Origin of the sequence: Oscillatoria sp. FACHB-1407 (assembly GCF_014697545.1) — a bacterium.
GTDB lineage: Bacteria > Cyanobacteriota > Cyanobacteriia > Elainellales > Elainellaceae > FACHB-1407.
Genome location: NZ_JACJSA010000029.1, coordinates 26,188 through 41,773 on the forward strand (window position 1 = coordinate 26,188; position 15,586 = coordinate 41,773).

Sequence of the window (15,586 nt, forward strand, 5' to 3'; positions counted from 1 at the left end):
TTCTGTATTGATAGCGCAACTCAACTTGAAAGGGGACTGAAATGACTTTTGCTGAATCTCGTACTGATACTGTTCCAGTTCAGCTTCCCAATGGAGCGATCGTCAAAGTTGAGGTGTCAAAAACTGGGCGGGAGGATGTCAGTTTTGATCCAAAGCAATTTCAGCCAGTGGCAGATGCGATCGAGGGTGTAGTGCAGATGATTGCAACACCAATCCAAAAAGTAAGACCTAAAAAGGCGACGGTGAAATTTGGCATGGAATTGGCGATCGAGTCTGGGCAACTGACGGCAATTATTGTCAAAGGTTCTGGCAAGGCTAATCTAGAAATCACATTGGAATGGGAAGCCCAGCCTAAGATTGAATCATGAGCCAGCTAGAAGATCTGCTACAACAATGCACAGTGAAGCTGACCCTTCCTGGTCGTTTGGGTTGGGGAACAGGTTTCTTTGTGGCTCCCGGATGGATTCTCACTTGTGCTCACGTGGTTCAAGGAGCAAGAGATGAGCCTGTTCAGGTGCGTTGGCAGAAACAGGAGAACTGGGCGCAAGCGACAGTGGAGCGATTGCTAGCTGACCCTTTTGATTTAGCCTTACTGAAAGTAACAGGTTCTACTGAGGCAAATCCACCGTGCGTGTATTTTGATGAGGAAATTCGCTCCCGCGATCCACTGTATTTATTTGGATACCCTGACCAGGACTTTTCCAACGGCTGCCCAGTAACATTCAACTGCGAGGGGCTAACGGGGGATGAATCAGCACTAATTAAGTTTGCTTTAGGGCAGGTGCGCCCTGGGATGAGTGGATCGCCGTTGCTGAATCAGCGGACGGGAAAGGTGTGTGGAATGGTGAAATTTACGCGCGATCGCTCCTTTGATCTGGGTGGTGGTGCCATTCCGACCCACGTGATTTTGGAACAGTTTCCTCAATTGCGAAAGCTTCAGCGGGAGTTTCATGGGAGCGATCGGCGTTGGAGTGTACTAACTTCAACAGGACAGGCAGAAATCAATTTTCGCCCCTACCTGGAAGCTGTCATCAATCACTATTCTCAACAACGTCATCTGTACACCCCTACCAATGCCCTGTTACCTTTGGAAGCTAGGTCGGTAGAACGACCAGGACAAGATGGTAAGCAAGAACAGCAATCAGAGAAAAAAGTTGAGCAGTTTCCAGTGCTGGAGGGATTGCGGAAGTATGCTTTAGGCACGCAGCGAGAGCATGTGTTGTTGGCAGGACGACCGGGATCAGGGAAATCGACTACATTGCGACAGTTAGCAGTGTCCCTGGCAGAGGAAGGGCAAGTTCCGGTGTTGGTGCAGTTGAAGGGTGATCGCCCCGTTCCTGACCTGATCCAGGCAGAATTTCGCCGGATGAAACAGCGAGTGACTCTTGAACAGATTGATGAGTGGTTACTGGCAGAGCGTCTGGTATTGCTGTTGGATGGGGTAAATGAAATTCCCAATGATTCACTGCGGCGATCACTTGCCCAGTTTCGGGAAGAGAACCCAACTGTACCCATGATCTTCACCACACGAGATTTGAGTCTGAGAGGCGACTTGGGTATTGGCAAGCGGCTGGAGATGAAGCCCTTGTTAGAGCGACAAATGCGGGAGTTTGTGGGCAAGTATTTGCCGGAGCAGGGCAATCACCTGTTGGTGCAGTTGCGCGATCGCCTGCGAGAAATTGCCGAAACACCACTACTGTTGAAAATGCTCTGTGATGTGTTTCAACAAATAGGCGAAGTGCCGCAAAGTAAGGGCGAATTGTTTCGGCGATTTGATGCCGAGTACGAGCGGTTTAAGGGGTTGCCTGCGGTGTCTGAGGATTTTAGGCGGTTTAAGGCAGAGTTGTTGCAGCATTTAGCCTGGTTGATGATGCAGGGAGATGAACAGCGCCCCACTGAATTTGTTTTGACGCTGGCCCGTACCCAAGCCGAAAAACGTATTGAGCAATGGCTGAACCAGCGGGTCAGTGATCCAGGGACTAAAGCTAAAGAATGGTTGGAGGATTTGCTGGAGCATCATTTATTACAAGTGGCGACAGACTCCCGACAAATTGAATTCCATCACCAGTTGTTTCAGGAATACTACGCCGCAGAATATTTACGGCAACAACTCCCTGATTTGCTTAAAGATGAAAATCGCTTTAAACGAGACTACCTTAACTACCTGAAGTGGACAGAGCCAATGGCATTGATGTTAGCTTTGGTAGACAGCAAAGAACAGGCGGAGCAATTGGTGAAACTGGCGTTGGCTGTGGATTTGATTTTGGGGGCAAGGCTGGCAGGTGAAGTGAAGTCAGAGTTTCAGTCGCAAACCGTCAAGTTTGTGGAGGAGTTGGACGTACCGAATTGGTTAAAGGTTCAACTTTTGGGGGAGACGCGATCGGATTATGCCATTCCGATTTTGCTGAAATTGATGGAAGATTCTGACTCTGATGTGCGTAGGAGAGCAGCAGGGGCGTTAGCCAAGATTGGCAGTGAAGTAGCGATACCGGGCTTGCTGAGACTAGTGGAAGATGCTGACTCTGATATGCGTTGGAGGGTAGCAGGGGTGTTAGGCGAGATTGGCAGTGAAGCGGCGATACCGGGCTTGCTGAGACTAGTGGAAGATGCTGATTCTGATGTGCGTCGGAGCGCAGTAGATGCGTTAGGTCAGATTGGCAGTGAAGTGGCGATACCGGGTTTACTTAAACTGTTGGAAGATTCTGACTCTGATGTGTGTGGGAGCGCAGTAGATGCGTTAGGCAAGATTGGCAGTGAAGTGGCAATTGCGGTCTTGCTTAAACTGTTGGAAGATACTGACCATAAGTTGCGTTGGAGCGCAGCAAATGCGTTAGGTCAGATTGGCGGTGAAGTGGCGATTGCGGTCTTAGTTAAACTGGTAGAAGATGCTGACTCTAATGTGCGTTGGAGCGCAATAGATGCGTTAGGTCAGTTAGGCAAGATTGGTAATGAAGCGGCACTACCGGTTTTACTTAAACTAGTAGAAGATACTGACTCTGATGTGCGTAGAAGAGTAGCAGGGGCGTTAGGCAAGATTGGCAGTGAAGCGTCCATACCGGTCTTGCTTAAATTGGTAGAAGATACTGACTCTAATGTGCGTTGGGGCGCAGTAGATGCGTTATGTCAGATTGGCAATGAAGTGGCAATTGCGGACTTGCTTAAATTGACGGAGAATGCTAACTCTGATGTGCGTAAGAGCGCAGTAGACGCGTTAGGCAGGATTGGCAATGAAATGGCAATTGTGGACTTGCTTAAACTGATGGAAGATACTGACTCTGATGTGCGTTGGAGCGCAGCAGGGGCGTTAGGCAAGATTGGCAATGAAATGGCAATTGTGGACTTGCTTAAACTGATGGAAGATGCTGACTCTGATGTGCGTTGGAGCGCAGTAGAGGCATTAGGCAGGATTGGCAGTGAAGCGGCTATACCGGTCTTGCTGAGATTTTTGGAGGATACTGACTACAACGTGCGTTGGAGCGCAGTAGAGGCGTTAGGTCAGATTAACAGTGAGGCGGCGATTCCAAGCTTGTTGAAACTGGTGGAAGATATTGGCTCTGATATGCGTTGGAAAGCAGTAGAGGCGTTAGGCAAGATTGGCAGTGAAGCGGCTATACCGGTCTTGCTTAAATTGATGGAAGATGCTGACTCTGATGTGCGTTGGAGCGCAGTAGAGGCATTAGGCAGGATTGGCAGTGAAGCGGCTATACCGGTCTTGCTTAAATTGATGGAAGATGCTGACTCTGATGTGCGTTGGAGCGCAGTAGAGGCATTAGGCAAGATTGGCAATGCAGCGACGATACCGGTCTTGCTTAAACTGTTGGAAGATACTGACCATAAGTTACGTTGGAGCGCAGCGGAAGCATTAGATCAGATTGGCAATGCAGCAGCGATACCGAGCTTGCTGAAGCTGTTAGAACATGCTGACTCCAATGCGCGAGATGCGTTAGCCCAGATTGGCAGTGAAGCGGCGATTCCAAGCTTGCTTAAACTGATGGAGGACGCTGACTATGATGTGCGTAAGAGCGCAGCAGAGGCATTAGCCCAGATTGGCGGTGAAGCGGCGATTCCAAGCTTGCTTAAACTGATGGAGGACGCTGACTATGATGTGCGTAAGAGCGCAGCAGAGGCATTAGGCAGGATTGGCAGTGAAGCGTCCATACCGGGTTTGCTGAAATTATTAGAAGACGCTGACTATGATGTGCGTAGGAGCGCAGCGGATGTGTTAGTCCAGATTGGCAGTGAAGCGGCGATTCCAAGCTTGCTGAAACTGGTAGAGCACGCGGATCCTTACGTGCGTGGGAGCGCAGCAGAGGCATTAGGCAAGATTGGCAGTGAAGTGGCGATTCCAAGCTTGCTGAAACTGGTGCAAGACGCTGATTACAACGTGCGTAGGAGAATAGCAGATGCGTTAGCCCAGATTGGCAGTGAAGTAGCGCTACCAGGTTTACTGAAATTGTTGGAAGATGCTGATTACAACGTGCGTAGGATCGCAGCAAATGCATTAGGTAACATTGAGAAAAAACAGGCGGATGTATTTTCTCCCCATCTCACTCATTTGCTCACGCTCATCCCAACCGATTCAGGTAAATATGCCCAGCGCATCATTCTCGCCATCCAAGAAAACTGCAGATACTACGACTACGAAATCTTTCAAACCTATCTAGTCGCGCAGAAGGGCGATTTCCAAATCCACCAAAACAGCCATCCAAACGCCATCACCATCCAAACCCTGAAGAGATTAACCATCATGACTGACAAAGCCCCGACCTTCAATCAGCAACACGCAATCATTGGCGTGAATTATGCCGCTGAAGGCAGCACCATAGAATTTACTCAGCACACTAACACTTCTGAGCAAACCTTTGAGATTTTGCTTACCGATTACCAGCAATTTATTCAGCAACTTCAGCAAAAATACTCCACCCTGACCGACCCAACCACTGTTCCGCAAATTATTGAAGTCGAGGCAAAACTGATCGAAGCCCAGGATCAACAGCGGTGGCAAAACTTCCTTAACCTCAAACGACTTTGGAACGGCAGCAAGAAAGCAGGCATCAAAGTTGGTGAACACTTTGCCGAAAACAATGTCTGGGCAAAAGGCGCGATCGCTTTTCTTGAAGGTGTTAGTGAAGATGGGAAATAACAATCACTGAACTCAGCGGACTCAAAACAATATAAATTGCTGATTATTACTTACCTGAATGAGTTTAGCGAGAACCCAACCACAAAGCTTAAACTATGAAACCACTATCAAATATTCTTGGCAGAGCCGCGAAGTAAGCCTATCAATTACAGGTGCTGAAGCTCAAGCAGGATAGCAGCATAGTCTTCATTGAGTAAGTCAGTTTCTGTCTTACCCGATACGTCCTGAATAAAGGTTGCTACTCTTTCGGGTTTCCATTTCAGACGTTTTGTATGGTGCGCGATGACTTGATCGACCAGTTGGTGAGGAATGGGATGATCAGCCATCACGTCTTTAAGGGGAGTTGGCTCTTCTAAAAAGGTCGTTAGGACTGGGCGAAGATACCAATCCGCCTGGATCTCGTCAAAGGATGGGGGTGGTGCTGTGAAGTAAAGTGCGTCTAGCTCGTCATCAACCTCCAGCCAACCAATCATCCTTGCAAGGAACAGCCACTCTTCCTCATCAGCTTCGATCTCTCTGATGCGCTCCGGCTCGATTTCAGCTAAGGGATTGTAGACACCGGCATACCAGGCTAAAGCTTGTTTTTCACAATTAACTTTCCAGTCTTCCTCTGGAGAAAAACGGGAGCCTGCTTCTACATCACACTGGCGCACCTTAGATGCTTGGGATGCTGGAATCTTTTTGGTACGGCGCTTAGGCTTTGTAGCTCCAAATCCTCTTGACATGGTTTTTTCCAAGAACTGCCGACTATCAAGTGATGCCACTATCCGCCAGTAGCAATCTCTTTTTGTTATTATCTCTACCCCTATCATGGCATGTCTCTTGTAGATGTCATTCGTTCCCCAAATTTTAGGCTTGACAAGTCGGTTTTATTGGAAACGCCTACCCTTGCCCTGCCAGAATCCCCTAAACTTTTGGATATAGATGTGGAACCTGCTAGTGGTAAAAGTTATCGCACTGTTTAATCAAGCGGGAGGGGTTGCCAAGACCAGTTTGACGATGAATGTGGGCTATCAGTTAGCTCAGAGAAATCGTCGAGTGCTGCTGGCCGACATGGACCCTCAAGCCTCCTTGACTACTTTTATGGGGTTGGACGTATACAACCTATCTCGCACTATTTATAATGCTGTGGTTTTGAGCGAAGCGATGCCAATCCATAAGGGCATACACGGAATGGATCTGGCTCCAGCTAATTTGAGGCTTAGTGCAGCCGAATTGGAATTAGTTGTGGCAGATATGCGCGATCTTCGCTTAAAGGAAGCTCTAGCTCCATTTCTAGATTCCTACGATTTCATCCTGATCGACTGCCCCCCTAGCCTTGGTATTCTCAGCTACCTGAGCCTTGTTGCCGCTACTCATACATTGATTCCTATTCAAACGCACTACAAAGCATTGGTTGGAACCGATCTATTGCTGGATACAATTTCTCGTGTGCGTGCTCGTGCTAACAAATCCTTGAAGATCGCTGGGATCGTTCCTACAATGCATGAGGCACAAACAGTTCAAGCTAAGATGAGCCTCCAAACAATCGACGATCAGCTATCTCAAGTGGGTAGGATCTATCCTCCGATTCCTCGCTCGATTGCGTTTGCTGACGCATCCCAGGAACACCTTCCACTTGCCCTTTTTGCACCGAAGCATCCTGCGATCGCAATTCTAGATACTATTGCCCAAGGTTTAGAGGAATTGTAATGGCGACGAGAAAGCGAACAGCACAACCTTACCAGATGCGAAACGTAGGTGGCTTGCTAGAGGAACTGGGCGATGAACCTTCTACTGAGATGCCTGTTGATAAAATTCGCCTACCTAAGGATCAGCCTCGCAAGTACTTTGACCCCGCCAAGATGCGTGAACTGGTGGAGTCAGTCCGTGAGTATGGCATTCTTGAGCCTCTGCTGGTGCGCCCGTTAGCAGATGGAGAATACGAGCTTGTTGCTGGGGAGAGACGATACAGAGCCGCAAAAGAGGTGGGGCTGGATACAATTCCCATCGTCAGCCGAGATCTCAATGACCAGGATGCCATCCGCATTGCTCTTGTAGAAAATCTTCAACGGGAAGACCTTAACCCTGTGGAAGAAACAGAGGCTATTCTAAATCTCCTCACTGTCGAGTTGAACCTCAGCAAGGAGGACGTAACTTCTCTACTGAACCAGGTTGCTAATGCGAAAAAACGAGGGCAGGAGTTGACGGGAAACGTTTCACGTCAAATTGAGCAAGTTGGTGAAGTGCTCTCTAGCATTGCTGATATAACGCCTGAAACCTTTCGTACAACTCGCCTTCCGCTGTTAAACCTGCCTCCTGACATTCTCGATTCCCTTCGGCAAGGGCAGATCGAGTATACGAAAGCGAAGGCGATCGCCAAAATTAAAAATCCTGAACAGCGGAAGGCACTCTTAAAGCGGGCAATTGATGAAGGACTTTCTCTTACACAGATTCGGGCTGAGATTACTGCAGCAGGACAACCCAATGACAGCAATCAGCCTCCTACCTTAAGAGATGACTTCGACAGAATATATGGAAAGTTGAAGAAGTCTGATGTTTGGAATGACAGCAAAAAACAAAATCGTCTCAAAAAGCTGATGACGGAAATTGAATCCTTGCTAGAAGGAAAATAGTTAACTATAAGAGCAATATTTATCTTCCCCTTCATCCTCGTGACCGATTCCCTCTTCCCTGACATTGCCCGTTACAATGCTTTCTTCGATGCGCTTAAGACGCGCATTCGGACAGCGCAGCTTCGAGCATCCCTGGCAGTTAACCAGGAACTGATGTTTCTCTACTGGCACATTGGTCGAGAAATCCTCAAGCGCCAGCAAGAAGAGGGGTGGGGAAGCAAGGTCGTCAGTAGACTAGCGGAAGACCTGAAACGGGAATTCCCTGATATGAAGGGTTTCTCGCGGACAAATCTACTCTACATGCGAGCTTTTGCAGAGGCTTACCCAGACGAGGCAATTGTCCAGCGCAGCGCAGGACAAATTCCGTGGCGACACAATCAGGTGTTGCTGGACAAGCTGAAAACGTTAGAAGAACGCCTCTGGTATGCCCAGAAATCGCTGGAGGGTGGGTGGAGCCGGGACATTCTGGTGATGCAAATCGAAACTGGATTGTATGATCGCCAGGGCGGTGCTATTACGAATTTTGAACGTACCCTACCCAAACCCCAGTCAGACCTGGCGCAGCAGATCGTTAAAGACCCCTATGCGCTGGACTTTTTGACGTTAAGTGATGAGGCACAAGAGAGGGATCTGGAGCGGGGACTGGTATCGCATATCCGTGATTTTCTGATGGAATTGGGCACAGGCTTTGCGTTTGTGGGCAGCCAGTACCCACTGGAAGTTAGCGGCAAGGAATACAGGCTTGACTTGTTGTTTTATCACATTCCCCTACACCGCTATGTGGTAATTGACCTAAAAATGGGGGAATTTGAACCGCAGCACTCTGGGCAAATGAGTTTTTATGTCGCGGCGGTGGATAACATTCTGCGGACGGAGCGAGATGACCCCACAATCGGCATTATTCTCTGCAAGTCAAAGGACCGCACCACTGTCGAATACGCGCTTCAGGGTAGTAATCAACCGATTAGCGTTTCTTCTTATCAGTTCCAGTCTAAATTGCCGCCAGCACTGGAAAAGAGCCTTCCAACCGCAGAACAATTGGAGATTGCGTTGAACACTGCGATCGCCCAAATCGAAGCGTCTCCAGAAGAAGAGTGAACTACTTAGGTGAAGAGAGGGTATTCCTATGGAGACGACTCAAGACACGAACAGTGGAACGTCTCGAAAATCGCTGAACTCGCGCTTCACTCTGTCGAACTCGCGTTAACGCCAACTTCCGGCAGTACCCGACACTTGACCCAACTTCAGTTTTGGGAGTAGTGGCTTACAGGGATTCAGTACAGTTTACTGGGCGTACCATGCAATTCAATGGCGTAGTCTGGAGTGAGGCGATCGCTCCTATCCTATATCCCTCGCTCGATGCACTGGTGCAGCCTCGCATTGAACCAAACCAGAAGGGGTGGATCGCAAACTGCTTTGTTGATGGTTAGCCTCCTGATTTTTCATTTGTCAAAAAATCCACTAACTCTTTGAAGTTCAAAAATGACTCAACCTCGCCGATAGCAACGTGTTATGACGAGCAAGGGGTTCTTTACGCTAATTTTCAGCGTCTGCCATGTGAAGAAAACAAGCCTCTATACCTAGTTCAACAATCCCAAATTAATCAATCTCTCCCTGATTCTTTCCTCAACTTTGGGTTCACTCGTCTGCCTGTTGCTGGAGAACTACTCTAGGTAGACCAAGTCCTATGGCGTCTTGAGCATGTTGTTCGCTACCCAGCCAATGTACCTGTAGATCCAGATGATTTCTTTCCCGATATGCCATTGGCGGTGGGATCTATGTAAATTAGCTTCTATGGGGTGATAGCAGATCTTGGAGGATAGAGGAGGTAGTGCTGGTTGACTGACAAAACTCCAGAAGCCCTTCCTCTCTTAGAACGAAAGAGGGCTTTGAGAGCACTGATAAGCCTTTTGCTCTCCTTCTTTGTGATAGAAGGGGCTGGGGAATGAGGGGTAAAAGTTTTGTCAGCCAACCATATCGATAGTCACTTTGTAATCGATTTCAGGTTACTAAGCTGTCAACAACTCCTTATGTTGGGACTGTTTGCAATTGTTCAGCTTTTGAGTGCATCGAGTGTTTAGGAGGCTTAACGAGATTACAACCTTTCAGCCCGTTAAGGTTTCATTAATTCTCCCCCAACTACCAGACGCCTCTCTACTTCCTTTGTTCTATGTCCACAGAGTAAGAGTTGTTGATAATTTTTCATAGAAGTGAATTCTATGAGAGCTAAGCCTTCAAAGGACTGCTATAAAATGCTTTGCTCAGACTCAATTACGGGGATAGTGACTATAATAGTATTTTTGTATTCTACCAATCGGCGGATTCTGGTTAAAACTTAAAAAAGCTATGACTGGAAAACAGCGACAATCTGAGTCAGTAGCCTTTTGCCCGTCTGACTTCATGAGGGCGCGGCGACCCCATCTCTTTTCTGATACACAGGTAGTCGGAGAACCGCTTTTAGGACGAAGTTTCCTTGAATATCATTTGGAAAAGTTGACTAGTCGTAGTCAAGAAAAGGATTTTGAGCATTTCTGCCGACGATTGGCAGAAAAAGAGCTTTGCCCTAATCTTTTACCTCAAACGGGACCCACTGGAGGAGGAGATAGCAAAGTAGATTCTGAAACTTATCCTGTATCTGATGCTGTTTCGCTTCTTTGGTATGAAGGGATTGGACGTGAAGCTGCTTCAGATCGTTGGGCTTTTGCTATTAGTGCTAAGCGAGAATGGCGTTCAAAAGTTCGCTCTGATGTGCAAGGAATTGTAGAAACGCAGCGTGGTTATGCCTTAATTTATTTTATTAGTAGTCAGTTCATCAAGGACAAAGATCGATCTGCTATTGAGGATGAACTGTTCAAAAAATACAATGTGATCGTACGAGTTCTGGACAGAACTTGGATACTCGATAAGGTGTTTCAGAACAAGCGTGAACATCTAGCTATAGAAACTCTCAGAATTAGTTCAACACTGACTCCATCTGTTAAGAAGGGGGCTTTAGATGTAGTTCGTGAATCTGAGTTGAGTGAGTTAGAGGTGCACATACAAGATCCTACTCGCTATCAAGGAATTGAGTATCAACTTGTTGAGGACTGTATTGAGGCTGCTAGGTTATCACGTGAACTGGAATTACCACGTATAGAGGTTGAAGGACGCTTTGCACGGGCTGAACGTGTAGCTGAACAGTATGGAACGCATCAGCAGAAGCTTCAATGTGCTTACGATAAAGCGTGGACTTCTTTCTGGTGGCATGATGACTTTAGTGCTTTTAATTGCATTTACGATAATGTTGAACGTTTAGCTGTTGGGAGTAGTCAAGTTACAGATATCGAACTCTTGGCTAACTTGTGGCAGTTATTGTGGGCTACTGTGAAACGTTCGCAACTTAATGTTTTGGATGCAAAGCTAGATACACGAACTAAAACTTTGCGTACTGAACTACAAAGACTTCAATCTGAACTAGATAGACCGAGTACTGTTTTACAGTCACGGTCTATTGGTTTATTAATGGATCTTAACCAGTGCAATGATAAACCTTTTGAATTAAAGAGGATACTTGGTGAGTTCTGTAAAGTATTTGAAGAGTGTAGAGGTTTAGTTAACTTTCCTGTAACCTCTCTTGTCGAAATTCTCATGGAGCTAGGAGAGTATTTTTCTGATGATCCTAACTTTGATGAGCTTTTTGAGTCTGTGCTTTTGCTCTCTCAGGAACGGGAGAGCAGAGCAGCTTCTGGTCGTATGCTTTTGACACGAGGAAAACAAAAGCTTTTTAGAGGTAAACATTACGAAGCAATTTCTCTTCTTGGTCGAGCGCAACATGACTTAGCTATGCACGAGTGCCGTGGTGAATTGATTGCTGCTCTGGCGCTATGTGCAACTGCCTATGAATCAGTAGGTTTACTATGGGCTGCACGAGCCAATATGCTTTTAGCAGCATCTCAGGCTTTTAGCGAGTATTGGGAAAACGGTACAGTTACTATCCAAGCTTTTGCTTGCTTGCAGCGTTTGGTTTGGATTGAACTACAACTAGGACAAGTTCCACTTGCTCTTACTTGGATTGAAAATGCTACGGTCATTGCAAAAGTTTTAGACTTTGATGAGGAAGCTCAAGAAAAATATCTTAAAGAGAGGGAAAATCAAGACCAAGTTCTTGGAATTCTTCTTCTCAAAACTCCTTTCAAAGATTTGCATTACTTAAGCTGTCTCCCAGCAAAGCTTGAAAATCTTGGTCTTGAGCATTCACTTATAGCGTCATTATATGCACTAGGTTATGAAGACACCCTTCGTTCAGATGGTTGGCTTCCTCATGAAGAGGATGAATCGTGTGTTCGTGGTCTTTTTGATGCATGGATGTCACAACCAGCGAATCATGATTTGCCAGAATTTCCAGAGTTCTTAATAGAAGATGAGGCTACTCTTTGCTCCCAGGTATTAGGCTGCAATGTAGTTGCTGAAGTGCCGAACAATAATAGATCTTTATTTATTGGCGAATCAATTCTTGCTGCTTTTGAAGCTTTTCTTGCAACAAGTCTTGATTCTAGTTTGTTTCCTCACCAATCGAATATAAGGCTTCGGATAATCCCTTCAGCTTCAATTGTTGATGCTATTGATTTTTCTATTCATGAAGGAAGGTCAGAATATCTTGAGACTTTGATAGAGGTACGGCATTCTGTACATGAGTCTTATGCTGTGAATTTGAGTTCTGAAAAATTAAGTGCAAAGCTGTTTTCATTGGTTGTTGAATTGGTTTGTCGTATAGCTTTTATCTCGGAGCCAGAGCAGTATTTTGATAGGCTTATGCGAGAGGAGGATGCCTTTTCGCGTGCGTTTGATTTTACTAATGTTGCTATAGCAATCTGGAATATTTTAGGGGTGTCTCCAAAAGTTAGACTTTTAGATTGGCAGCCAGGTAATACAGAAATGAATTTTCCGCTTCGTCGGACAAGTATCTGGAATGGTGAGGCAATTCATTCTGTTTCTATTGATCAAGAGACTTTGGTAGCACCTAAGTCAGGTAAAGGTGAAGTTCCTTCAGAGATTAGAGGTGTTGATCATCTTAAACATCGTGATCGTAAAGTTTATTCACTTCTTGATATTGCTCTCTGGAATAAAGCTAATTGGAAGGGAACTGGCTTTGGTTTCATTCCAAATAATCAGAATCTTCCACTGTTAAACCTTGCACTTCTATTTCGTAACGAAAGCGCCTGTAAGCAAATATTTTCTCAGTGGAGGCAGGAGATGGGAGATGAAGATATAGAAGAAAAGATTAGAATATCTATTATTACTGGAATTGATGTTGACAATCCGGCATTCTATCGTGTAGTTATTGGGATAAATCCTGATTGTATAAAAGCATCTAATAACTCTCAATTTATAACGACATCTCGTATTAATACGATGGAACCGAGGGATTCAAAGAATCTTGATCAGTTCGTCAGGTTTTTTAAGGAGTTAGGGTTCTATATCCTTGTTCCAGGTTATCTTTCTGAAGATTCTTCTACTGCTGAGTTTTTTTGGAAATTGGGAGTTTTGAAGCGTCAGCTTTTTATTCGCCCTGCTTGGCAGATAGGAGAGCATGATTTTGATTTGTGTGGCATTCAGCTTGATGACAAGATAATCATTCCTAAAGATATTAGTGACCCACCTATCATGGGCGCTTTGAATCAAATTAGAAGAATGAGATCTCAGCGATCTTGAAAAGGACAACGATGATATGTATCAATCTACTGATTCACAAGCAATCAAAGAGAGCATAAAACTTGCACGGCAACTACTCAGTCGGTGTGCAGAGAAGTCTAATTCTTTTGAATCTGATATCGTTACTGCGCTTCACTTACCCTGTGCCTCAGATTATAGTTCAATTATCGATTGCTTCTATTTACTTGAAGACACTGAGTTAGCAAAAGATTATATAAGGCGAAATGGTCTAGGTTCTTTTGAAGATCAAAAAGACTTTGGGCTTGTTTACTTGAAATTTTATGGATTAATGAATGCTTGCTATCTTCAGCAGCAAGCAATTATTGTTTGTACTGAAAAACTTCAGTTAGCGATCGATCTGACAAACATTAAATCAAGCCAAATTATTCAGTATCGAAATGACTTTGCTGCACACAGCCCCAATAGAGGGAGAGGAGGGGCAACTCACTCATACATTCTCGATAGGTTTGGTTTGTTGGAGGGGCGTGTAGCTGGGTACACTGCCAACTCGCCTTCTGGGTTAGTCTTTCGGGATGTAACTTTGGTTGATTTACTCTCCGAGTGGGATACAGCATTGCAGCCTGTACTAAGCTCTATCTGCACTTATATCGCTACTTCGGCTCAAAATATTCTTAATGAAGAGATATAGAGTATCTCTGAAAAGGAAGACAGACATCTTGCTACGTTATACTACAAGGAGTAGTATGTTTATTGGATAACCCTCCTTGTGTTTACACATTTTGAGCAACTACCTAGGCGTGCTTCAGAGTTAACAAAGTGTTTCTATTGTGAAACTTTGCTTCCTGCAACAGCAAAAGAACATATCTTCAACTCGTCCTGGGGTGGTTCACACAAAACGGGGAACTTGATTTGTGACGAGTGTAACAGTAGCTTTTCGCAGCAGACAGATGTGGCTTTTGCAGTTTATGTAAAAGCTGTTATGAATTCGTGGGTATTTAAAGGAGAGCGTCATAAGGAAGTACCTAAGATCTTCCTAGACAATGAATATTTCTTAGACCAAGGGGCTAAGTTAGTGCTAAAGCAACCCCTTGTTGAAGACGAGATTTTGGCTGATGGAACAATACAATCAAATTTAACTTTTAATTCTAGAGGGCAAGCTACTCGTTGGATAGAAGGAGATGGCATGGCTAATTGGCTAGGCAGATCTCCTTCTGTTGAAGAGCAAGATAATCTTAAGAGAATTATCAGGCAAGTACAACCAGCTACAACAGATGCACAGCCTCAGCTTACCTCAGTACAGTTGAATTTGCGGGAGCAGTATCGTTCTACGGCGCACACACTCCTCAAGTGTCTTGGCTTTTTCTTACCTGAGTGGGTTCAGGGAGATTTAACTAAGCCAATTCGAGAGTTTGCAAGATATGACCAGGGAGATTGGCGCAGTTTTGCTGTTCAAGCTGAGCAATTATTTTCAATAGCAGAACAAGCAACAGAAATTTTGGGTTTAGGAGTTCATCATAATTCAGTAGAAATTTACTGGAGTTCTTCGACGAAGCTAGTAGTTGGAGTTTTGACCATTCTAAACCGTGTTAAGAGAGCGGTTGTTATAGCCCAAAACTATTCTGGACCAGACCGCATTCTATATGTTGTAGAAAGTACAAATGGTTCTAAGAAGCCACCTGATTCAGTGTTTACTGAATTTGATCAAAATTATTCTCCTTTGCCCTTGCTCGCTGTCCAGTATTTTACTTCTCCTAACACAATCAAGCAGTATTTTCATGCTGAGACTTCAGCTTTGATGGGAATTAGTTATCCCATTGATGCAATCACTGCTCGTTTGGTTCAACAGATTGAGAAGAAAAATAAGGAAAACCTAAAGCTTGATCAAACAAACTTAGAAGAATATCTAAGTTTGTTTCTAGACTTTTTTGTAGATTTAGGGAAAATTACTGGTAATCCCGTAGATACTCAAAAGGTTCGCTCTAGCCTTCTTAGACATGGCTTTGCTGCTATGCCTAATCGACATACTGGAAAGCTTTACACAGATACGGATGTGGAATCCTTGATGGCATTTGTGTTTAAGCGTTCTACGGAGGATTTCCAAAATGAGAGATTTCGGGAGAGCTAACAGCTGCACCAATATAAGAGACACTGATTTTCCCGTTATTTTGAAGACGGG

General features: G+C 45.2%; 10 protein-coding genes and 1 pseudogene. 10 read left to right on the forward strand and 1 reads right to left on the reverse strand.

Features of this window, described 5'->3' with window-relative positions:
• Positions 1-41: 41 nt before the first annotated feature.
• Together H6G89_RS30610 and H6G89_RS34630 are read left to right on the forward strand one after the other, a co-directional pair.
• Positions 42-368, forward strand: a complete 327-nt coding sequence (locus H6G89_RS30610) for a CU044_2847 family protein (protein WP_190513815.1) — start codon at positions 42-44, stop codon at positions 366-368.
• Positions 365-5,143, forward strand: a complete 4,779-nt coding sequence (locus tag H6G89_RS34630; RefSeq protein WP_199337023.1) for a HEAT repeat domain-containing protein — start codon at positions 365-367, stop codon at positions 5,141-5,143. The genes H6G89_RS30610 and H6G89_RS34630 overlap by 4 nt, the downstream gene beginning before the upstream one ends.
• Positions 5,144-5,289: 146 nt before the next feature.
• Here H6G89_RS34630 and H6G89_RS30630 read toward each other — a convergent pair whose 3' ends face one another.
• Positions 5,290-5,868 (reverse strand): hypothetical protein, encoded by a 579-nt coding sequence (locus H6G89_RS30630; protein WP_190513816.1) that lies wholly within the window; start codon positions 5,866-5,868, stop codon positions 5,290-5,292.
• A gap of 214 nt (positions 5,869-6,082) precedes the next feature.
• Here H6G89_RS30630 and H6G89_RS30635 point away from each other — a divergent pair, with 214 nt between their 5' ends.
• The 8 genes and pseudogenes from H6G89_RS30635 to H6G89_RS30660 all read left to right on the forward strand — a co-directional run bounded on the left by H6G89_RS30635 (position 6,083) and on the right by H6G89_RS30660 (position 15,535).
• Entirely contained in the window at positions 6,083-6,835 is a 753-nt protein-coding gene (locus tag H6G89_RS30635) for a ParA family protein (RefSeq protein ID WP_190513817.1), read from the forward strand.
• Positions 6,835-7,758, forward strand: a complete 924-nt coding sequence (locus tag H6G89_RS30640; protein WP_190513818.1) for a ParB/RepB/Spo0J family partition protein — start codon at positions 6,835-6,837, stop codon at positions 7,756-7,758. Before H6G89_RS30635 ends, H6G89_RS30640 begins: the two co-directional genes overlap by 1 nt.
• Positions 7,759-7,797: 39 nt before the next feature.
• Positions 7,798-8,856: a PDDEXK nuclease domain-containing protein gene (locus H6G89_RS36300; protein WP_190513819.1), complete on the forward strand. Its 1,059-nt coding sequence runs from the start codon at positions 7,798-7,800 to the stop codon at positions 8,854-8,856.
• A gap of 200 nt (positions 8,857-9,056) precedes the next feature.
• A complete protein-coding gene (locus H6G89_RS36010; protein WP_255519551.1) occupies positions 9,057-9,188 on the forward strand; it encodes a hypothetical protein in 132 nt (43 codons plus the stop codon).
• A 916-nt stretch (positions 9,189-10,104) separates the two neighbouring features.
• Positions 10,105-13,449, forward strand: coding sequence for a hypothetical protein (locus tag H6G89_RS30650; protein ID WP_190513820.1), 3,345 nt, complete (start codon positions 10,105-10,107; stop codon positions 13,447-13,449).
• Between the two features lie 16 nt (positions 13,450-13,465).
• The gene (locus H6G89_RS30655; protein ID WP_190513821.1) at positions 13,466-14,098 is read left to right on the forward strand and encodes a hypothetical protein; all 633 of its coding nucleotides are present in this window, start codon (positions 13,466-13,468) and stop codon (positions 14,096-14,098) included.
• Between the two features lie 78 nt (positions 14,099-14,176).
• A pseudogene (locus H6G89_RS36495) lies at positions 14,177-14,356 on the forward strand (HNH endonuclease); the annotation flags it as partial.
• Between the two features lie 3 nt (positions 14,357-14,359).
• Positions 14,360-15,535, forward strand: a complete 1,176-nt coding sequence (locus H6G89_RS30660) for a hypothetical protein (protein WP_242060194.1) — start codon at positions 14,360-14,362, stop codon at positions 15,533-15,535.
• The last annotated feature ends 51 nt before the right edge of the window (positions 15,536-15,586 follow it).